Genomic DNA, 23,638 nt, shown 5'->3' with positions numbered 1-23,638 from the left:
TAAACCTAAACAAATTCGCCTTGTCATTGCACATCGAGCATAGCTCTGAGTTGGGAAGAAATTTAATCAAATTGGTATTATTTTGCTATAATAAGACTTTATATTACGATTCAGTGACGACTATTTATCAAAAGCTATACTATTCTTAACTTATTATTTACAAATAACTTGACTGTTGACCTATGCTGGCGTTAAATTGTTAATAGTATAAGATTATTTATAAGTGTAATAATCCGTCTTATACTTATCACTTTTAAACAAGTCATTATTGTTGTTTAGCAATTTAGATCTTATATAAAAGCTAATGTAACGGAAATAAAAGAGAGTAGTAATTATTATGAAAAAATGGTTTTTTTCTGACAACGGTGAAGTTACGGGTCCTTTTGGATTAACAGAGTCAAATGATTTAATTTCAAAAAAACCTAACTTATATGCCTGGCACCCTTCATATACTCATTGGGTCCCTGTAAGTTGTATTGATGAATTCAACACAACCGTTACACCACCTCCCGCGCCAATTGAAATCCCAAGTGGACTTATTGATGAGTTAGTCGAAGAAGAAAAAGAATTAATTACTACATTAGATCGTATTGATAAAACGATAAAAATAACTTCAGATTCTTTATACGAAATAGATACCGACTTAGATAATTATAGTAAAACAGCTCATAATCTAACGGAACAAGTTAAAGTAGTGGTTAAGCAAATAGAAGAGCAATATGCTTCTTTACAAAAGAATTTAGCTGATGCAATGAAAACTGATTATTAATAATATCGCTTGTTCAAACTAATAATTTAATAGTTAGTTATAATAATTATAAACGAAGTTAACACATAAGAGTACGTACGATGAAAAGATGGTTTTTTTCAAATAATGGCAAAGTAATTGGCGCATTAGATTTAGCTGAAGCGAAAGACTATTTAGCTGACAACCCAAATGTATACGGTTGGCACCCTTCATTCACTCAATGGAAGCCTGTCTGCTGTATAAGTGAGTTTGTTGATGTTTTACCACCTACGGTACAATCACCATTAATTCCAAAAGAAATATCTGATAAGTTTTTAGCCAAGCAGCAACGTTTAGAGACTAAATTAACATCAATTGATGACAGTATTAATCATAGTCAAAAATCTCTTGATAAGTTTGATAATCAAATAATGGATTACAAAGAGCTTACACAAAACTTAAATGACGATGTAAAAGGAGCTATTGATAATATAGAACGTAAATACAACAGCATTCGTCGTAAGTTATCACAAGTAAGAGAAGCCGTTACAATTGCTGAAAAAGAAATGTCTGTTGCTGTAAGCGACTTTGATACCAGAATGAGCACGAATGATATATTCATGCCCTCTTGTAATCAAAGTGCTGTAACATCAGATAACACAAATACAGCAGCTAAGGCGAGTAAAGCCAAATTAGCACAAGAAAAATTAGCAACACCACATAAACGTGTAGAAGCGGTTGCAGAAAAGCCGGTTGAGCAAAAAGAATCTCCAAATCAATCTAAGTCATCAACTGAAGAAGCTGCCAAAGAAAGCTTCGGAATGAAGAATATGATGAAATCAGTATTTAAGGGAGATAGTAAAGTAGAAAAAACACAAGAAGTAAAGGACGTTAAAAAAGGTAAAGAAGAGCCATTATCAATGGCTGAGCGTTTAAAAATGGCGCAAAACAACCATTAAAATTACAGCCGTCACGTCATAACTAACATAAAAAAACCAGTTACATTAACTGGTTTTTTTATGCCATTTTATTCCAGATGATGGAGATGAGGTACCTCCCTACAAATTTCAAAAAACATATCACTCATCAGCTTCAATCTAATAAACAGCCCTAACCTAGTCAACAAAACGACTATCTCCCTTAAACACAGATTTCATCATTCCATGCATACTATATAAGCTTTCTTTAGTTTCATTACCGTTATTGGTAGTGGTAGGTTTTTGAGCTATTGATTCTTTTTTATTTATCTTAACAACACGATCGTTCTTGATAACTGGCGCGCCTCTATACATTTGTTGTGGTTCGTATTTTGGTTCAGGTTCATTATTTACAGGAGGATTTTCTACAGGTGGAAGCGGCGTCGCTAACTTTTCTTTTGGCTGCCTTGCTGTAATTGGTATGATATTTTTACTCTGATTATGATCAGAGTGAATTATTGATTGTTTTATACAAGAAGGCATTACAATATCATTAGTACCTATTTTTTTGGTGAAATCATCTACTACAATGTCCAGCTCACCTTTAGCAATACTAACCGCTTCTCTTACTTGTAAGAGTTTACGTCGGAGGCTGTTATATTTCCGCTCTATATTATCAATAGCTCCTTTTACATCATCATTTAAGTTATGAGTCAGGTCTTTATAATCCATTATTTGATGATCAAACTTATCCAAGCAATTTTGACTGTGTGCTATTTCCTCTTTCGTCTTAGCCAGCTTGGCAGATATTCGCTCTTGTTTAGCTAAAAACTTTTGTGAAATCACATCAGGTATTGAAGGGGTTGGTGTTATTGCGGGTAGTAATTCATAAAATTCAACAATACAGCTTATGGGTTTCCACTGTGTAAATGAAGGATTCCATCCATAAGCGCCTGTATGTTCGGCTAAATAGCCCTTTACAGCATTTAACTCTAAAGGACCTGTTATCTCACCATTGTCAGAAAAAAACCACTTATTCATAATAATTACTTCTCTTTTTATATCCTTAACTTAAACATTGTCTGCAACTCGGACAATATATTTAAATAATGTTTGGATAATTAATCAAAATAATAAATGTTCATTTATTATTTAATACTTAACTAAGAGGTTTACTATTAACTATTGTAAGTCTTTGAACAAATGATTTAATTTCACCTTAAAGCATAAAAATTTACTTTGTCACAGGCGTAGTTAAAACGGTTAAGGTGATTTACAAATAGTAAACCACCTTTTTAATTGAAAATAGAATATTTAGTATAAACTCAATACGTTATTCTTAATTCAATTGCTTATAAGAAGCTTATTCGAATAAAGAACAGGCGCCTGTTTCAGCCGAGCTTAAATTGCGACGCATGAAGCCGAACAATTCGCGCCCCATGCCTTGATGATGACCGTTCATTTGAAATAGAGACGTTTCACGTTGAGCAAGCTCTTGTTCATCAACAAGCAGTGTTAACTCACCTGTTTCGCCATCAAGGGTTATCATGTCGCCTGTTTTAACTTTAGCAATTAACCCACCATCAAGTGCTTCTGGACATAAATGAATTGCCGCAGGCACTTTACCTGAAGCGCCAGACATCCGACCATCAGTAACTAACGCGACTTTAAAACCTTTATCTTGCAGTACACCTAATGGTGGCGTTAGCTTGTGTAACTCAGGCATACCTCGGGCTTTAGGGCCTTGGAAGCGAACCACGGCAATAAAGTCTTTTTCAAGCTCCCCTGCATCAAACGCCGTTTGTAATTCATGTTGGTCTTCAAACACAATAGCTGGTGCTTTAATCACTAAATGATCATCATGAAGTGATGATGTTTTAATAACTGAAACACCTAAGTTACCTTTCATTACACGTAAACCACCATGGTGACTAAAAGGCTTAGCAACGGTTGCAATGACCGAATCATCAAGTGATTTTTCTACACAATCAACCCATTTAAGCTCACCGTTTTCTAAGACTGGTTTTTGAGTATAACGAGATAAGCCACGACCACAGATAGTTTCTACATCCTCAAAAACAAGGCCGGCATCAATCAACTCACGGAATAATAATGCCATACCACCCGCTTCTTGGAATTGGTTAATATCAGCCTGTCCATTAGGGTAAATACGGGTTAAAAGTGGAACTTCTTCAGATAGGTCATTAAAATCTTGGAAATTAATAATAATACCTGCCGCTTTTGCAAAGGCAATAATATGCATTGTTAGGTTAGTTGAGCCACCTGTTGCAAGTAATGCTACGATAGCATTTACAATAGAACGCTCATCAATCATTCTACCAATAGGCATATAATTACCTGATTGTGGCATTAAACGAGTCGCTTGACGTGCTGCTGCTTTGGTTAATTCTTCACGTAATTGGGTGTTAGGGGCAATAAATGAAGCCCCTGGTAAATGTAATCCCATGACTTCAACCACTAACTGGTTAGAGTTAGCGGTACCAAAGAAAGTACAAGTCCCTGCTGAATGGTATGATGCTGATTCTGCTTCAAGTAGAGCCGTTTCGTCTGCTTCACCTTTAGCATATTGTTGACGAACACGTGCTTTTTCTTTATTTGGTAAGCCTGATGGCATTGGGCCGGCAGGTATAAACACTGTTGGTAAGTGACCAAAGGTCATACTAGCAATCATTAAACCTGGAACTATTTTGTCACAGATACCTAACATGAGTGCGCCATCAAACATGTTATGCGATAAACCTACTGCTGTGGACATCGCAATAACATCGCGGCTCATCAAGCTTAAATCCATACCTGGTTGACCTTGCGTAACACCATCACACATAGCCGGTACACCTGCGGCAACTTGGGCAACACCACCTGCATCTTTAACGGCAGCTTTGATAATATCAGGGTATGTCTGGTAAGGTTGATGGGCACTTAACATATCGTTATATGAAGTAACAATGGCAATATCTGAATGCTGAATGCCACGTAACGATGTTTTGTCATCTTTACCACAAGCAGCAAAGCCATGTGCCAAGTTGCCACATGATAAGCTCGCACGATGCACAGTATTTGATTTGGCCGCATCAATTTTAGCTAAATAAGCTGCACGTGTTTTAGCACTGCGCTTTATAATTTTTTCAGTGATATCTATTATTGTTTGTTTCATTATTTTTTCCTTTCTTCTATATATTTTGGTCTTTAAAGTAGTATTCGAGAGTCCTATCTAGGTTATTCAACCCATTGGCGATTATCTCTAGCGATTAAAGATATAGATGATACTGGCCCCCATGAGCCTGCCGCATATGGTTTAGGTGCTTCACCAGAAGCCTTCCACGCATCAATAATACTATCAGCCCAAATCCAGGCAGCTTCAACTTCATCACGACTAACAAATAATGATTGGTTGCCATTTAGTATTTCTAGCATTAAACGCTCATAGGCATCAACAACACGTTGGTCTTGATAAGTATCAGAGAAACTTAAATCTAACTTATTTTCTTGAATACGCATTTGTGACGCAATGCCTGGTATTTTATTCATCATTTGTAATTCAACCCCTTCATCAGGTTGCAAACGAATTGTTAACTTATTGGCAGGTAAGTCACTATAACTATCTTTAAAAATGTTATGTGGTGGCTTTTTAAAATGAACGACTATTTCGCTATGTTTTTTAGGCATACGTTTACCTGTTCGAAGGTAAAATGGCACGCCAGTCCAGCGCCAGTTATCAATTTCAGCTTTTATTGCCACAAACGTTTCCGTATAACTGTTTTCTTTCGCACCTTCTTCATTTAAATAACCCGGCACGGCAGAGCCTTCTAAAAAACCGTCGCTGTATTGTCCGCGAACGGCCTTTTCCTTAATATTATCTTTATCAATAGTTTTTAAGGCTTTAACAACTTTAAGTTTTTCAATACGAACACTTTCTGCACTTAAATCGGCAGGCGGCTCCATCGCTAACAGTGATAAAATTTGTAATAAATGGTTTTGCACCATGTCACGCATCTGTCCTGCATCATCATAAAAGCCCCAGCGACCTTCAATGCCAACGCTTTCTGCAACGGTTATTTGAACATGATCAATACTGTTGCGATCCCAGTTATTAGAAAATAAAGAGTTAGCAAAACGTAAAACTAATAAGTTGAGTACAGTTTCTTTACCTAAATAATGATCTATACGGTATGTTTGATTTTCATTAAAGTAATCGGATACTTGATTATTAATAGCAATAGAAGACGCTAATGAATGGCCAATAGGTTTTTCCATTACAACGCGGTCTTTTGGTTGAATGAGGTTTGCGTGGTTTAGGCCCTTGCAAATATCACCATAAATTACTGGAGACGTTGAAAAGTAGTAAATACGAGTACTATTACCCGCAGCTAAGGTATCTGCTAGCTTGGTAAAAGAGTTACTGTCTTTAAAGTCTAGTACTTGATATACCAAACGATTTATAAAGCGTGTTAACACTTTATCATCAATTTTTTCTTTAACAAATTTATGTAAATTGTCAATAACAGTGGTTTTAAATGCTTCAATATCATGTTCTGGTTTAGCCACCCCTACAATACGACTAGCTTCATTAATTAAGCCACAAACCTCTAGTTGATATAATGCTGGTAATAATTTTCGACGTGACAAATCGCCTAGTGCTCCAAAGATCACTATTTCACTAGCTGTTTGATTATTTGAATTATTCATGAGATTTCACTTTTTTAGATAAATGTTGATACGAGCTAAAGTTATTTCTTTTTATTCATGTAATATTTAAGTAAGGATTTTGTCGATGAGTCGTGTTTATGGCTTACTTGACCTGTAAGTAACTCTTGTTGAATGCTGTTTGCTAGTCCTTTACCTAGTTCAACACCCCACTGATCAAAAGAACAAATCTGCAATATAATGCCTTGCACAAATATTTTATGTTCGTATAAAGCAATTAGGCTACCAATAGATTTAGGTGAAATACGTTCCATTAAAATCGTATTTGTGGGGCGATTTCCTTTATGTACTTTATGTGAGGCCACTTTATCTATATATTCTTGGGTATACCCTTTAGCCTTTAAATCAATTCTAACTTGCTCTTCATCCACACCAGCCATTAGGGCTTGGGTTTGTGCAAAAAAGTTAGCCATTAAGGTTTCGTGGTGCCCTTGTACTGGGGTAACACTTTCAACAGAGCCAATAAAATCTGCAGGAACAATATTATTGCTTTGATGTAAATATTGGTAAAAAGCGTGTTGACCATTAATTCCTATTTCACCCCATATTGTAGGTACTGTTGGATATTCAATAGAATCACCCTCCCAAGAGACCGATTTACCATTACTTTCCATTTCAGCTTGTTGCATATATGCCGATAACATATGTAAAGGTTGATCGTATGGTAATAAAGCTTGTGACTGTGCTCCTAAAAACGTGCAATTCCATACACTTAAAAGGGCAAGAATAACCGGCGCGTTTTCTTCAAGTGGCGCATTACAAAAGTGTTGATCAATTTCATTTGCGCCATCAAGTAACTCAAGAAACTTTTCAAAACCTAAATAAAGTGCAATAGGTAAACCGATAGCCGACCATAATGAAAACCTACCGCCGACCCAATCCCACATATCAAAAATATTTTCTGCTTTGATACCAAAATTTATAACATTTTCTTTATTTGCACTGACGGCGATAAAATGTTTTTCAACAGCGGTGTCATCAAATGACGCAGAGGTAAGCCATTTTAAAGCTGTTTTTGCGTTAGTCATCGTTTCTGATGTGGTGAATGTTTTACTAGATATGATGAATAATACTTTTTCAGGGTTTAAAGGTCGCAGAGTATCAGCGATTTGAGTACCATCTACATTAGATACATAGTGTACATTCAAGCAATGATCACTATATTGATGTAGTGCTTCTGTAACCATTTGAGGACCTAAATTTGACCCACCTACCCCAATGCTTACAATATCTGTGATGCGCTTTCCTGAAAAACCTAACCACTGACCTTGACGGACTTTATCAGTAAAAATCTTCATTTTAGATAATGAATTATTGATATCATCGGTGATATTTACACCGTCTAAATTAAGAGGCTTTGAAGTTCTGCTTCTAAGCGCTGTATGTAATACCGCTCTATTTTCTGTAAAGTTAATTTTATTACCAGAAAACATTTTTTCACGCCAACCCTCTACCTCGCACTCTCGAGCAAGACTCATTAAAGACGCCATTGTTTCATCAGTAATTAAGTTTTTCGAATAATCGAGCAATAATGATGGTAATTCAATTGATAGTTTTTCAAACCTTTGTTTATCAATAGCAAACAAGTCGTTCATATGGACGTTTTTATTCTGTTCTGCTAGGTTTTTTAGTTTTTGCCAACTAGATAATAATGCTCTATTTTTCATAATGTGCCTCAAATTCTTTGTGTAAGGTAATATTCAAAGTTATCGAAATTAATTTTAATTTATGGTTGTAAAGTTAAAAAAATTCATTTAAATTGGTTTAAGATTAATCAATCATACCGGTTCATTCTTTTATTTGAAAGGCTTTACCGGATTTTTATTGTTATTTATGTGAACCGGTTCATGGTTTGGTTTTTTAGTCTATAATAAAATAATCAAGAATAATTAAAAAATAAAATACATATTAAAAAATGGGGATTCAACGAGGATATTATGAATAAACTACTAAATTTCAAATTAAAAAAAATTAGCAGTGCAGTTAGTAGCATTATACTAGCTAGTACATTAACCGCCGGTTTAGCTGGCTGTGTTGAAGAAGCTAGCCTAAACAATGGCGATGTGGTTTATGCTCCAGAAGCTAGACCGCTAGGGGTGCTTGCACCAGAAAATGGTGAATACTCGCCAGGAAGTGAAGTTACCCTCAAAGGTCGCTTAACTGGAACAGTATCAGGTGAAACTCTACTTTGGACACAAACTGGCGGAACAACTATTGAAATTGCCGATCCTACTCAAGCTGAAATATCTTTTGAGGCACCGATTGTTGATGGTTTAGAGTCTTTTGTTTTTACTTTGTCAGTAATTGGCACTGATGGCGAAGTCGTTTTAGATAATAATAACGAGCCTTTGGTAGATGAAGTAACTGCTGTTGTTTTTGACCCTGCTTTAAAAGTTCGATTAGAAGCAGAAGACGACACTGTCGCTGTGCTAAAAGGTGATGTGAATATAGCCTCAGAAGGCGATGATCATTATTTACCTGGTTTCTCTGGTACTGGCGCAACATCAGATATATTACCAGGTGCATCAGTAACCTTTACGGCAACACTTGATAAAGCTTCTTATTACACTGTGTATCTAGGCTATGCTATACCTGGTGATTATGGTGGTAAGCAAGGGCAAGTTATTGTTAATGGTGCTCCAGTAGATGTTGAACTTTCAGCAACAGGTCAATTTTCTGGTCTTCGCGTTGGTACATTTTCACTCAACGCAGGTGATAATATTATTGAAGTGTGTTGTGGTTGGAATTATTACCGAGTTGATTATGTAGAGTTATTACCTGCAGCTACCCCTAGTGAGCCTCTACCTGTTGCACCTGAATTAGTTAATGATCTGGCAACTGTAGAAGCTAAAGCATTAATGGAATTTTTAAGTGATAACTATGTTAAAGCTACATTAACAGGACAAACAGAATTCCCAACAAAAGTTGATGGTGCTTTCCCGCTGATTGAATACGATAAAGTTGTTGCGCAAACCGGTGGTGATGCCCCTGCTATTGTGGCATTTGACTTTATGGATTATTCAGCTTCTTCCACCACTGATTCTACTGGTTTAACTGAGTCAATTATTGCTGAACATCAAGCTAAAAACATTATTGTATCTGTATTACATCACTGGCGTGCACCAAGTGGTAACCCAGGTACAACAGGTAGCTTTTACTCAGACAGCGATAAACCTGGTGAGGGAAGTACTTTTGATTTAGCTGCAGCTTTAGCGGATAAGAATAGTGCAGAATATAATGAATTATTAGTAGATATTGATCTTGTTGCCGTTGAATTGAAAAAACTTGCTGATGCAGGTATTCCTGTACTTTGGCGTCCATTACATGAAGCACAAGGTGAGTGGTTTTGGTGGGGAGCTGCCGGCCCAGATGCGTTGAAAGAATTATGGATGTTAATGTATGACCGTTTAACGGTTGATCATGCTTTAAACAATTTAATTTGGGTTTTCACCCACACTAAAGATTTAAGTAATGACTGGTACCCTGGCGATAACTATGTAGATATTGTTGGTTATGACGGTTATGCCGATCCTCGTAATGATGATAAAGCTACCTTTAAAGGTCAATATACCACGTTAAAAGATCGTCATGATGGTACAAAATTGGTTGCGTTAACTGAAACCGGCACAATTCCTGATGTTGCGGTTATGCATGAGCAAGATGCTTGGTGGTCTTTCTTTATTACTTGGAATTCAGAAACATGGGATTCAGCTTCATTGATTGGCCCTGATGGTGCTAAAGATGGTGTTATTGCTACTAACTATGCCGCTGAAGGTGTACTGAACCTAGATGATGTTCCTGGTGGCGTACCAAAAACTGAAGCGGGTATTTATGAAAGTTTTGAATCTGAAGGAACAGGTAAATGGGAGTTCCAAAATAATTGGTCTCCAATAGAGGGAATTCAGTTAGCACAAGATTGGGCTGCTGATGGAGATAATTCATTATCAGGTATTGTTCAGCTAGAAGCGGGTGATGATGATGTTATTTTACAAGTTTACCCGGAAGGCGGCTTAGTTTTAGGTGATGTAACAACCTTGAAAATTACAGCGAATGTTAAAGATGCTGGAGCAGGAGTTACGGCAATGTTATTTGCGAAAGATCCTGATGGTGGATGGAATCAAGGCGATACAGTAGCAGTGGTTGATGGTGGAGTAGAACTTTCAATTGATGTATCTGAAATTCCTGTAATCGGAGGTTTTGGCGTTAGATTTATGGGACCAGATAACACAGCAACACCGGCTCAATTTTACATTGACAAAGTCGAGTTTGTAAATGCAGAAGCTGAGTAATCGTTATTTGCAACATTAAATACGTTGGCTGGCGGGGATATATTTCCAGCCAACGAATTATAATTATAATTAAAAAATAGGAATGAAGCATGACTTCCAACAATAAAGTATTTAAAAAGAACATAATCACAGCAAGTATCTTAGCCGGTGTATTTTTAAGTTCATCGCCTTTATATGCAGCAGAAGCTGAAGCGAATATAGCTTCAGAAGTTAATAAAGCTGAAGCTGAACCAGAAGTAATTATCGTACGTGGTCTTCGCGGATCATTAGTTAAATCAATGAATGACAAGCGCTACTCTAGCTCTGTTGTCGATACTATTAACGCTACAGATATAGGTAAACTACCGGATGCAACTATTGCTGACTCTTTACAGCGTATAACAGGTATACAAATTACTCGTTCAGCGGGTGAAGGCGGTAAAGTAAATATTCGTGGCGTTTCTCAAGTTGCCACCACCCTAAACGGTGAGCAAATGTTAGCCGCTGGTTCTATCAGTACTGTACAACCAGATTTTTCTGATATTCCATCAACTTTAGTGTCTGGTTTAGAGGTTATCAAATCATCTCAAGCTAAATATTTATCGGGCGGTTTATCAGGTACTATTAATTTAAAAACTAACCGTCCACTGATGTTAGATGAAGGTTGGACTGCATTAGGTAAAGTTGAAGCGGCTAAAGGCTCTTTAGGTACAGAGACAGATGGTAAGCTCTCTGCTTTTATTGGTTATAACTTAAATAGTGAGACAGGTATTTCACTAAGCATGTCGCACGATGACTCTACTTTAGCTGACTATCAAAATGGCTCTGCGGGTAATGAATGGGGCTTTAATGCTTCAGAAAGTATCAACTTCGTACAAGATGATGTGGATGCTAATGGTAACGGCAGACTAGACGATGTTTACTATGCCTTTCAAGGTCATCAAGCATCAAACCAATTTATTGAGCGTGAACGTGACGGTTTAAACCTATCTATTCAACATGAAATCAGTGAAAGTTTTAGTGTTACAGCGGATGTGTTTTATACTGAGCTGACCGAACATAGGTACCAAGCTGGTTTTGTTGCAAGTCAAGCATGGCAGGCTGAAACTGGTTGGTTTACCGCTACAGATTATGTCGCACATGAAAATATTATTGAAAACAAAGATAAAGACTCAGCGAATTTTGGCCAGTTTGAAAATGTAGGCGGAGCTTATAACTCGTATCAAAATGGTACTATTCAAGCACGACGTACAATGGTGCACTCGGAAACATCTAGTAAAGATCAAACAGCATTAAATACTAATTTAGAATTTACTTATGATGCGGGTGAAGCGTTAGCGTTAACAGCTCGCTGGGTACATGGTGAAGCAAGTAATGAACAACAAAATAGCTTTGTAGACGCTTATGTTAACGATGGCTCTCAAGTAGGCGCAACTTATAAAGGCCCTGGCGGGGTAGTGGAAAGTGATGTAAATCCGTGGGGTTATGCCGGGCAATCAGCAATGCTACCTGACGGTACACCTGCAGGAAACTATACACAAATTCCAATCGGTGTTGGCTATGTTGGCACAACCCAACTTTGGAACCTACCGACTCTTGATGTTACAGAAACAGATGGTTCAGTAACTACAGAGAAATTTGGCAGTAACATTGAGCGTTATAGTAATACGTCAAGTAACTTAGATGGTGAAAACCAAAATGCAACCTTTGATGCTTTACGTATAGATGGCTCCTATGAACTAGATCTAGATGGCTTTGCTTCAGATTTAATGAGTGTTGACTTTGGTGCTCGTTACGCTAAACGAAATGTAGATAGAACAACATGGCGTGGTACTGCAGCTTACACTAACGCTTATGGTGACCCTTATCTTGCACACTGGAAAGACTCTGCAAGCCAAGCACCAGGCACTTTGGAATCTTATATTGATCCAATAGCTTTTACTGATCCAATAATGGAAGGAAAAATCACTCAAATTAGTGATTTTCATGGTTCAGAAGGCTTAGGCTCATTATACTTTGTTGACCCTAAAGCTATGAGTAATCCACTGGCTTATCATGAAGAGGTTTATGGCACTATTATTCAATCTCCTGAGCCGTCGGGAACTTATGAAGCAGAAGAAGTAACAACTGACCTTTATTTACAAGGTAATTTTGATGGTGAGGTTTTTGGTTTAGGTTACCGTGCTAACCTTGGTGTTCGCTACGTAAAAACAGAGTATGACATTGATCAAACAGAAACAGGCTCTGGTGATACAGCGACTTATAACGGTGTAGAATATATTGTAAGTGGCGCTTTAGGCACACCAGCACCAGCCGCAGGTATTATCAATACAACACGTAGTTATGAAGATTGGTTACCATCACTAAATATGACATTGGATTTAACTGAAGATCAAGTTTTACGTTTTGCTTATAATAAAACGATGTCACCACAAGATATTAATAACTTAGCTAGAGGTGTTACGGTAACTCGTACATTGGGTTGTGGCGTAAAAGCGCCTGATGGCTCTGCTGTTTTTTGTGCAACAGCTGCAAGTCAAGATGGTAACCCAAATCTTGATCCGTGGCGCTCAAATAACTTTGATCTATCTTATGAATGGTACTTTAGCGAATCAAGTATGGTAAGTGCGGGCATTTTCTATATGGATATAGAATCTTTTACTAGTAGACAAACTATTGAGCTTCCTATTCCTGATTCAGACGGCGTAGTTCGTGGTTTTAACGATGGCATTTATAGTGGTACAACACCTACAACGACAGAAGCTAATAGTGATGGCGGTAGTATTAACGGTATTGAATTAACTTATCAGCAAGGCTTTGACTTCCTTCCTGGAATTTGGAGTGGCTTTGGTTTAACGACTAACTATACATATTCTCCAAGCGAAAGCGGTGATACTGATTACTACGGTGAATCTACACCAATGTCTGATAACTCAGAGCATTTAGCTAACGTAGCACTTTGGTATGAAAAAGATGGCTTACAGGCTCGTATTGCGAGTAATTACCGCAGTGATAAGTATATGTCTTTAGCGACTAAAGCCCCTTATAAGTTTGCTCGTTACCAAGCACCAACCTTATATGTTGATGCTTCAGTAAGTTATGATATCAATGATATGTTTACTGTTATTTTACAGGGTACAAACCTGACCGAGGAACATCAGGAAGAATACCTTCAATGGGATGATTTAGTTGATAAACGTAACTTTAATGAGCGTCGTTACAGTATTGGGGTGCAAATTAAAATGTAATTGAAGGAATTGGCTTATTAAAGTCATTACCTTTGCTAAAAATAAAAAACCCTACTTCAGTAGGGTTTTTTATTTAAGTAAACAGTTAAAGGTAAATATCACTTCTTATACAAATGAATAGCCATCTTTGTTTTTATAATAGAGTAATCAGAGGCAATACAAATGATTAATAGAAGACATTTTTTGAAATCAATAATGGCGGCATCTTTAATACCTCATTTTGATGTGTTTAGTTCAGATCAAAACAAAAGTAAATTATATGATATTTCATTATCTCAATGGTCCTTTCATCGAGCTATTTTTGGTGAAAGTAGAGCTGACTATAATGCATTTATAAAAACACTCCATTCAGAGCCAGATCTAGTACTTAAGGGGGAAATTGATCCTCGATATATTACAAGCATTGCAAAAAAACTTGATATATCAAAAGTAGATTTAGCAAATACTCTATGGTTTGGACACGCTACTGATAAACCCTGGTTGAATGAATTTAAAAGTAGAGCTAATAACGATGGTGTAACTTTTAAATTATTAATGTGTGATGAAATGGGAAGTATAGGTAGTAGTAATAAAATATTAAGACAGCAAGCTATAAACAATCACTTACCATGGTTTGAAGCAGCTGCAGAATTAGGCTGCTCTCAGCTACGTGTCAATGCTTATGGGGATGGGACATATTTAGAACAACTTAAGCAAAATGCTGAAAGTTTACAAGTATTAGGTGAAATTGGTCAGGAATATGGGTTAGAGGTTTTAGTGGAAAACCATGGAAACGCTTCAAATAATGGGGCCTGGTTAGCCATGCTTATGGAAATGACTATCCATAGTAATGTAGGCGTATTTACTGATTTAGATAACTTTTTTATGGGAGGTTGGAGTTTATCTCCTGAACGTTTATATGACCGAACCCAAGGTATTATTGATCTTGCTCCTTATACTCGAGGTGTAAGTGCGAAAACCCATGCTTTTACAAAGAGCGGTCAAGAATCAACAATAAATTACCAAAAATTATTAAGTATTATTGTAGGGCAAGGATTTAAAGGTACCGTCAGCGCAGAGTATGAAGGTGAGCACATGTCAGAATATGATGGCAGTTCAGCAACAATTAAACTTTTAAAATCAATGCAATATAGCTTGTAGTTGCATTATTTATAATTGTTATTATTTCAAAAGCTAATCATTAGGTAATATAGAATGAATATTTTAAATATGACTACCGTTAAGCTCAGAGTTTTTTTACTTGTGCTTGTCCCTGTTGTTATCATTATGTTGTTCTCAGGCTCCCGAGTCATGAATTCTCTTGAACAGCGTGAGTCTATGCAAGATTTAGAGTTCGCAATTGAATATGTTAATTTCATGGCGCCTGTTCTTATATCATTACGTAATGAGCAGGATGCTTCAAACATATTTATTAGAGCGGATAGTGAGGATCAGACTTTTCTAAATTATGCTAAAAGTGACATGATAAATCAGCGTGAAATTGCCAAAAAAGATATTTTGAATTTTATTGCTTTTATTGATGAAAATTGGCAACGTGTGGAAACATTTCCGGCGTTAATGTCAGATATCGAAACCATTAAATCTCGTTTAGCTAAACTTCAATACATTCGTATAGCTGTAGATAAAAGACAAGAGTCATCAACAGAATTCATCTCATCTGCACAATTTAACGAAACTATATGGACAACAGTTGATATTCTTCGTATAGGTGATTTTATGGTGAATACTATTAGCCGAGTTGTAAATATAGCTAATAATGATCCTAAACTAGGCATGATAGCTAATTCATTCTTTTTTCTACAGTTAGCATCTAATTCCAGCGCTACACTAACTGAAAGAATAAATCACGTAGTGAATGGCATTGTTGATGGTTATGCATCGGGACAATTAGTTATGTTTCGAGCGTTAGAGCAAGATTATCGTACTTTTTTTACTAAATACGCCAGCGATAAATCGTTAAAGCACTATAATGAACTTATGATTAATAATAATTTGATTGAAAGTGCTGAGCAAGCCTACTGGGATGCTTTTGATAGTTACAAACTTATTGGAAAAAATGTCCCTTTATCTATAAGAGCCGAGGTTAATTGGCTTAATGTCGCAGGTGATTTAGACAAGGCTTATAAATCTCTGAAGCTTGCTGTGCTCGATGAAATGATTCAATTAAAGAATGAAAGAGTAAGTAATGCAGATAATGAGTTAACTTATACAATTACCTTTGTTTTAGTTTTATTAGCACTGATCTTATTAATATCTTATTGGATTGCTATGAGTATTTCTAATCCATTAGTTCAGCTAGTTAAATCATTTAATCATTTAGCTGAAACTCGAGATATGGGCATTCACATTGATGATAGTGGAAAAAATGAATTGTCGGAATTAAGCCGTGCATTTAATAAACTGGTTTTTAGTTTTAATGAGGCTCTTATTGGCGTTAAAAAACATGCATCGGCGATGAATGAAACTACAGTAAAAGCTTCGGAATCAATGAAGCACTCTTTGCAACTATCTGATAACCAGTTGATTGCTACAGACAGCATTTCGGTTGCCATAAATGAAATGACATCCACCATAGAGGAAGTCGCGAATGTAGCTCAACTAACATCAACAGCTATAGATAATGCACATAACATATCCTCAAAAAGTGTGACGAGTGCTGAGTTAAGTCAGAAAGTCATGGAAAACTTAACTATTGAGTTAGGTAATACAGAAGTTGTTGTGAAAAATTTAAATAATGAAGCAGCGCAAATTAGTAATATTCTTAATGTTATTCAAGGGATTGCAGAGCAAACGAACTTATTAGCATTGAATGCTGCTATTGAAGCGGCAAGAGCCGGCGAAATGGGCCGTGGTTTTGCTGTTGTCGCGGACGAAGTGCGAGAGCTTGCGGGAAGAACCCAAGTCGCTACAGAGCAAATTCGACGACAAATTGAGTCGTTACTTAATGGAGCAGAATCAGCGACTGCCATTATGGCAAACCTACAAAATGAAGGTGCAAAAGCCGTTGAAACAGTCATAGAAACAGCGTCGGCCTTTATGGTGCTTAAAACAGAGTTAGATAGTGTAATGGATATGGCAACACAAATAGCTACGGCTACAATTCAACAAACAACGGTTTCAAATGAAATAAATCAGCGTATATGTGCTGTTCGTGATGATTCCAGTGAGTTAGCGAACCAAGCCACCTCTACTATGACAATGACAGATGATCTAACTTCAAACGGACGAGAGCTTAGTGAATATATTGATATTTTTAAAGTAGATACAAAAACACAATATTAGCTTTAATATACTTGGCTCATGATCAACTTCGATGGTCATGAGTCAAATATATGCTCTCTTCCCTCTTCCCTCTTCTATTTAATCACTAGATAGATCAAAATTACCTATATATTTTAGGCATGTAAATACGGGCTAAATTCCCATAATATTAACACGAACAAGTTCAGACTTATTTATAAGTGTTGATCACTCATTTTGTTAGTTAAATACTTCAAATTGGCTAATAGTTAATAGCTATTATTATCATTAATACGAACCGGTTAATTTATAGTGTGTTTAAATGTAAATATTATGTAAATATAAAAAATAAAACAAAACAATTTTAAGTCTTTGTTTTTTTGTTTGTTTTAAGTTTTGCTGTTTGTTTTTTGAGTTTTTTTTGGTTGTGTTGTAGTCACAAATAAATTGAATGTTTCATATTTGTGAACTAATATGTGTGTCGTTGTTTGCACCGGTTCATTTTTAATGTGAAATACCTATTAAGTATAAGTGGCCATAGAGAGCAAAACTATAGAGTGCATATAACCAAACCTTAATATAAAAAAAACGAAAGAGGTCTTATGAATAAGATTAATAAAACAACTCACCTTTCTAGTATTGTCATGCTACTAGCAAGTATAGGAGTTAGCGCAGGAGAGATTAGTCCTACTAATGTTACATACAAAATAGATTCAACTGATGATATAAAAGTTACGTTACAACCTGATGCAGGAACAGGCTTTTGGTATTTAGAAGGAGTAAATGACTACTATAACAGTAATGGGATACTAACAATAAGCGCGAATTACCTTGATACACTTACAGTAGGTAACCATAACTTAGTTGTTCACTTTAGTGATTCTAGTACTGCTAACTTGAATATTAATGTAGAAGACAATACGACAACGGTCGATATAGATAATGGTTCAACTTCCGTTGTTAATCTGGATATAGATACAGCACAATTAAGTAATGGCGCAGTCATTGAAAATGAACATATTAACATTGCTCATGGCTTGGTTAACTGGGAGTTTGTAGCAGAAAAGCCGGGTGATTATATTATAGATATTAACTATCAATCACCACATGGCAGTAAAGTTAATAATTTTTACGTTGATGGCAATGTTGTGTCGGTAACGTCAGAGTTACATTCCGATACACGTTCACATCGGTTTGAATTACCATTAACGTCAGGTACCCATAATATTGGTGTCGATGCGCGTGGCCAGTGGGGCTACATTTGGTTAACGGGTGTAAATGTTTCAAAAGATACTGTGGTTTATAACCCAAGTATTACCCCAGCCAATGGCAGTTTTGATCTAGCTAATATGCAGACACCCAGTTTTTCGGTTGATCTTGATGGCGATACGTTAACCACAGTAGAGTTAAATGGTGTGGATGCAACGTATAGTTTTAATGGGTCGACATTGCAGTTAGATGCTGATTACCTAGCAAGTTTAGGTGCGGGGAGTTATAGCTTTGATGTTGTGATGGCGAATACCGCAGCATTATCTCTTAATATTACCGTTGCTGATACAACACAGCTATATAATCCAAGTATTAGCCCAGCCAATGCCCGTTTTGATATCGTAAACATGCTAGTACCAAGTTTTATGCTTGATTTAGATGGCGATAGCTTAACTGCGGTTGAATTAGATGGTATGGCAGCAACTTATACGCTTAACGGTAACGCCTTAGCGTTAGATGCAAACTATTTAGCCGATTTAGGTAAAGGCAATTATAGCTTTGATATATTGATGGCTAATTCAACTCCGTTAACTATGAATATATTGGTAGAGAATAGTAAAGATGTTCATGAATACGATACATATGTTACCGATTCAACCAATTCTAACTTTGCACAATATGCAGATACCATAGAGTCGGTTAATCCAGCACTTTACCTTGATCAAAACGAACAAATATCAACCTTTTCTGATTATGGTAATTTGTATAACGAAGCCCTGTACGATAAAGGGTTAGGGGCTGATGTTGGTATTGCTTGGGCGGGTTGGAACCCTAGTCATTACGAAGATAACCGTGCTGCTAAAATGGCATTAATAGATGAATATAATATTAAACGCGTATCCTTCATTCCTACCTATTTTATTAGTACTTATGCAGAAGGTCTGCGTTGTAATGACGATAGCAATACCTTAAGTGTTAGTAAACAAGTTGATTTAGTAGGTGAATTGTTAGCTAAAGATGTACGTATTAATTTCCGTCCTCATATTGACCCAATCAAGTTTTCTTGGGTTGGTGCTAATGGCAGTGAAGATCCAGGAGCGAAAAACTGGCGCGGATTATTTGATCAGTTAGACCCAATGTCAGCTGGTTATGTTTGTATGATAGATAAAAGTTTGTCGGTATTATCACAAGCTTTATCAAATGCTACCCTGCCTTTAGTTGAGCCAATTCGTTTTGATATTGGCGCTGAGTTAATGGAATCTACCAAAAAATTTCCTGAGCGATGGGTTGAGTTATTGGCTTATGTTCGTACTGAAATTAGTCAAAACCCAGTATTAGCTAATAACGTTTTAATTAGCCATAATTTTAGTCATCACATTCAATACTTAATGGAGTTAAAAAACCATCCAGAATACTTCTCTAGAATTGTTTCTGGCGGGGGCTTTGAAGATTTTAATTTCTTATTGTTTTTAGATGATATGAATAATGAAAAACGTGCAGCACTTGCTGATTATATTAAAGGCTTAGATACAGTGACTGTGTCGCAATATATGCCAATGGATGTGACTAAACCTATCACGGATAATACCCAGTTAGACATTCCTACCACGCCTGAAGATGTAAAAAATGCATTGCAAATTCATGAGCAGAATTTTTTACAAAAAGTATTAATGGGCAAGCTAGGTATTGCTAAAGATGAATTGCCGGTATTTCACTTAGGTGAATATGGTATGGGTGTAAAAGGATTAATTACGCCAAATGTTTGGGATCGTGATGATGTATTAAACGAAGAAATCATTAGTTATGAAGCGCATCAAAAACATGCCGAAGTGGCGATAAAAGGCTTATTGCAATATATGCAAGATCCAAACACTGTTGCTAAATCGTTATTGATTTGGGTAAGTGGTGCACCATACGACATTGTTGGTTTTTATAATGGTGACGGTGTTGGTTTAGATGTTGGTGATGCTGAACATGGTTATCCAGGAAAGTCGCCGTTTAATCCTGAGGCAGCGGCAGCGTTAAAAACTTATTGGGCTAATGGTGGTACTGACACCGATAATGATGGTGTTATAGATGGTGAGGATGCATTTCCGAACGATCCAACTGATTGGTTAGACACTGACGGTGACGGCTACGGTGATAATACTGAAACGGCTGCGGGCACCAATCCAAATGATGCTAACGATTACCCAATGGGTACCACTGCTGACAACATTCATGTTGAAAGTGATAAAATCTATTTAGCAGATGGCAGTGAATTCATCATGCGTGGTGTTAATCTGCAATATGGTGATGATCCAGAAACTAAGTTTGAATCTATTAAGTATATAGCCCAAACTGGCGCGAATGTTGTTCGTTTGCAGTTACGTCAAGATACTACCGCGGCTCAGTTACGTGCTGCACTTGATGAAATTATTAAATACGAAATGATTGCTATGCCAATGTACTGGGAAGGACATGGAGAATTCGCAAGAGGTATTTACCAAATTACAGGTGGTAGTGACGCTAATGCTATTTATGATGGTGATATCAGTTCGCAAGATGCAGTGAGTAAATGGACTGAAGCTTGGGGTGACGTAGTTACCGATCCTAAATATCAAAAATACCTAATGATCAACATTGCCAATGAATGGGGGCAAAACCATACCGTTTGGAAAGATACTTATATGAATGCGGTAACTCAATTACGTGATTATGGTATTAGCGTACCACTTATCATTGATGCGGGTGACTGGGGACATTCTTCAGCTTATTTTAACGGTGCTCAAGCAGTGTTTAATGCTGATGTATTAAAAAATACAATATTTTCAGTACATGGTTATTATGAATGGTCGACACCAGCGCAAATCGATGCACATATTACTTATATGAAAAGCCTAGATTTACCGATGATTATTGGTGAATTCGGTCGCTCTAATCACTACGCAGGTGGAAAAACGACAGATCATTTCAGCGTAATGAAAAAAGCTCATGAGAATAACTTAGGCTGGGTAGCATGGTCATGGCGTGGTAATGGTGAAGGCGAAGATATGTTAGATATGTCTAACGAATACGGCGCCTACGACTTATCACAACACGGACAAGATATTGTTAATAGTACCTATGGTATTAAAGCTACGGTAGTTAATATTGATGACTCTTATTGGAGTACTACAGCACCAACAGATCCGGTTGACCCGACAGACCCTGTTGACCCAACTGATCCTATCGATCCTGTTGACCCAACTGACCCTGTGATTGCTCCACTTTCAACCACCGAATTAGCTATTACTGATGCAGCGACATCAAGTGTAACATCACAACCGGTAACGATTACTGACGAGTATATTCAGATTGAAAACACCCAAGCAGGCTCGTCTGCAGGTTGGGACTTTACTGTTGCAACAGCAGGTCAATACCGCGTGGTATTAAATGTTGATAATGTTAATGGTGATAGCCGTGTTAACCAAGCATTTTTAAATGGTACAGCAAAAGACTTTACGGCTTCTGGTTCAACAACAGTAACCTTTGATGTGCAATTAAGTGCTGGCTCGCATACCGCAGGTATTCGTGTTGCAGATACCAATACTCACTGGGGATTTGTACGTTTAGTTTCTGCAACGGTTGAGCATATAGGAAGTTTAACAATCTCTTCGCCGACTACGGGTGAGAAATTACCAACAGAGCAAGATATTGCTGTTCATTTTGAAAAGCTAGGTAATGGTGACATCACTTACAGTGTTAATAGCAGTGCAACCACTACGTACACCGGTGCTAGCCCGTTATTAATTCCGGTAACCAATGATGGTTTTTATCGTATAACGATAGGTCTACAAGGTACTAGCGCAACAGAAAGTCTTGGTGTAACTGTTGGTGAGCTTGCCCAGACTTCTTATATTGAAACCAATGGCTCACAATTTATGCTTAATGGTAAGCCTTGGTACTTTAACGGTACTAACCAGTATTATTTAATGTACAAACCCGAAGCGATGGCTGAAGACGTGTTTAAACGTGCAGAAGCAACTGGTATGAATGCTATTCGTACCTGGATGTTTTGTAACGACTCTAAAACGCATGATGGTGTTTGTATTAACATGAAGTCAGGCGACAGTTTCATCTTAAGTAAAAATCCAAATGAGCGTACCGCGAGTGAACAAGCCATTATCGACCGTAGCTTTGAGTTATTTGATAACTATGTAGCGTTAGCTGCTGAAAAAGATATGCGTTTAATTCTTAGCTTAGCAGATCACTGGCCATACTTTGGAACCGTTGGCGATTATGGTGGCTATGGTGAGCGTGATGATTTTAAAGCTTTTATCACTAACTTACTTAACCATACTAACCAAATAACCGGTGTGAAATATAAAGATGACCCAACGATTATGATGTGGGAGCTTGCTAATGAGCCGCGAATTGGTAACTTTTTCAGTGAATGGATTGATGATATTTCAACACACTTAAAATCGTTAGCGCCAAATCACCTGGTGTCTATAGGTATGGAATCATCATTTAATTTTAACGGCTCAGGTGATACCTATGAAAAACTTAAAGAGTTAAATTCACATCCGAATATTGATGCAGTAAGTGCACACCTCTACCCTACGTGGTGGAATATGACGGACGCTGAAACCTTAAACAGTTTAGAGTTATTAGCGCAATTAGGAAGAGAGTTAGATAAACCTACTTATATTGGTGAGTTCAGTTGGCCTGCCAATGTTAAGCGTCCTGATAATAACCCTGATGGTGCGGCTTATGTTGATGCTACTATTGCTGAAGGTTTAGCTAAACGTACCCAAGTGTTTACTGATTGGTATGGCGCTGCTTGGAACAATAAGGATGCTATTGGTGGTATGTTAGGTTGGCAATTAACCGGTCTAGAATGGGGTAATGGAGCTACTGGTGGTCAATGGGGCTCTGGTCCTTATGGCGTATATTCTGGCGGTTGGTCAGCTAATAATGATGGTTTCCAGTTTTATTGTGTAATAGATGAAAGTGAATACAGTATTACAGGCTTAGGTGCACCGGGTAATAATGTTGAGGGTGATACAATCAACCTTGACTTACACAAACCTGTTTGTGACATTATGAAGCAGTACTCTGTTGATTACCGAGCATTATTTGAATAACTATCACCACTATTAGAAGTTAAAAAATATTAGAATACAAAAAGTCGCTTTTATAGCGACTTTTTTATTTTAAACCCATCGAGGAAGCGTGTGAGTAATATCACCTCTCCGTTGCAGTGACTTAGAAGGACGCTACACAGATGTTGCTTATAAAGATAATGCAGGAGCAATTCTCCTGAATAACCATTCCTTCATC

General features: G+C 37.1%; 11 protein-coding genes. 7 read left to right on the top strand and 4 right to left on the bottom strand.

Annotated features, from left to right (window positions below; all coding sequences use genetic code 11):
• Window positions 1-337: 337 nt before the first annotated feature.
• A complete protein-coding gene (locus KO502_RS07010; RefSeq protein ID WP_216021861.1) occupies window positions 338-769 on the top strand; it encodes a GYF domain-containing protein in 432 nt (143 codons plus the stop codon).
• 80 nt (window positions 770-849) lie between these two features.
• Window positions 850-1,686 (top strand): DUF4339 domain-containing protein, encoded by an 837-nt coding sequence (locus KO502_RS07005; protein ID WP_216021860.1) that lies wholly within the window; start codon window positions 850-852, stop codon window positions 1,684-1,686.
• A 156-nt stretch (window positions 1,687-1,842) separates the two neighbouring features.
• Here the strand turns inward: KO502_RS07005 and KO502_RS07000 are convergent, their stop codons facing one another.
• The 4 genes from KO502_RS07000 to pgi form a co-directional block, all read right to left on the bottom strand.
• Entirely contained in the window at window positions 1,843-2,685 is an 843-nt protein-coding gene (locus tag KO502_RS07000) for a DUF4339 domain-containing protein (RefSeq protein ID WP_216021859.1), read from the bottom strand.
• A gap of 322 nt (window positions 2,686-3,007) precedes the next feature.
• Window positions 3,008-4,819, bottom strand: coding sequence for a phosphogluconate dehydratase (gene edd, locus KO502_RS06995; protein WP_216021858.1), 1,812 nt, complete (start codon window positions 4,817-4,819; stop codon window positions 3,008-3,010).
• A gap of 62 nt (window positions 4,820-4,881) precedes the next feature.
• Complete coding sequence (gene zwf, locus KO502_RS06990; RefSeq protein WP_216021857.1) at window positions 4,882-6,351, bottom strand: glucose-6-phosphate dehydrogenase; 1,470 nt, start codon at window positions 6,349-6,351, stop codon at window positions 4,882-4,884.
• Between the two features lie 41 nt (window positions 6,352-6,392).
• Entirely contained in the window at window positions 6,393-8,036 is a 1,644-nt protein-coding gene (pgi, locus tag KO502_RS06985) for a glucose-6-phosphate isomerase (RefSeq protein ID WP_216021856.1), read from the bottom strand.
• Window positions 8,037-8,306: 270 nt separating this feature from the next.
• Between pgi and KO502_RS06980 the strand changes: the two genes are divergently transcribed.
• From KO502_RS06980 to KO502_RS17240, 5 genes are all read left to right on the top strand, one after another.
• Entirely contained in the window at window positions 8,307-10,658 is a 2,352-nt protein-coding gene (locus KO502_RS06980; RefSeq protein WP_216021855.1) for a glycosyl hydrolase, read from the top strand.
• Window positions 10,659-10,747: 89 nt separating this feature from the next.
• Window positions 10,748-13,885, top strand: coding sequence for a TonB-dependent receptor (locus tag KO502_RS06975; protein WP_216021854.1), 3,138 nt, complete (start codon window positions 10,748-10,750; stop codon window positions 13,883-13,885).
• 162 nt (window positions 13,886-14,047) lie between these two features.
• Window positions 14,048-15,025, top strand: a complete 978-nt coding sequence (locus KO502_RS06970; protein WP_216021853.1) for a TIM barrel protein — start codon at window positions 14,048-14,050, stop codon at window positions 15,023-15,025.
• A 54-nt stretch (window positions 15,026-15,079) separates the two neighbouring features.
• Window positions 15,080-17,167 carry a methyl-accepting chemotaxis protein gene (locus KO502_RS06965; RefSeq protein ID WP_216021852.1) on the top strand — a complete coding sequence of 696 codons (2,088 nt, stop codon included), beginning with the start codon at window positions 15,080-15,082 and terminating at the stop codon, window positions 17,165-17,167.
• Between the two features lie 560 nt (window positions 17,168-17,727).
• Entirely contained in the window at window positions 17,728-23,442 is a 5,715-nt protein-coding gene (locus KO502_RS17240) for a cellulase family glycosylhydrolase (RefSeq protein ID WP_216021851.1), read from the top strand.
• The last annotated feature ends 196 nt before the right edge of the window (window positions 23,443-23,638 follow it).

This window comes from Colwellia sp. E2M01, from assembly GCF_018860585.1.
GTDB lineage: Bacteria > Pseudomonadota > Gammaproteobacteria > Enterobacterales > Alteromonadaceae > Colwellia.
This window is presented reverse-complemented; position numbering and strand designations above follow the sequence as displayed.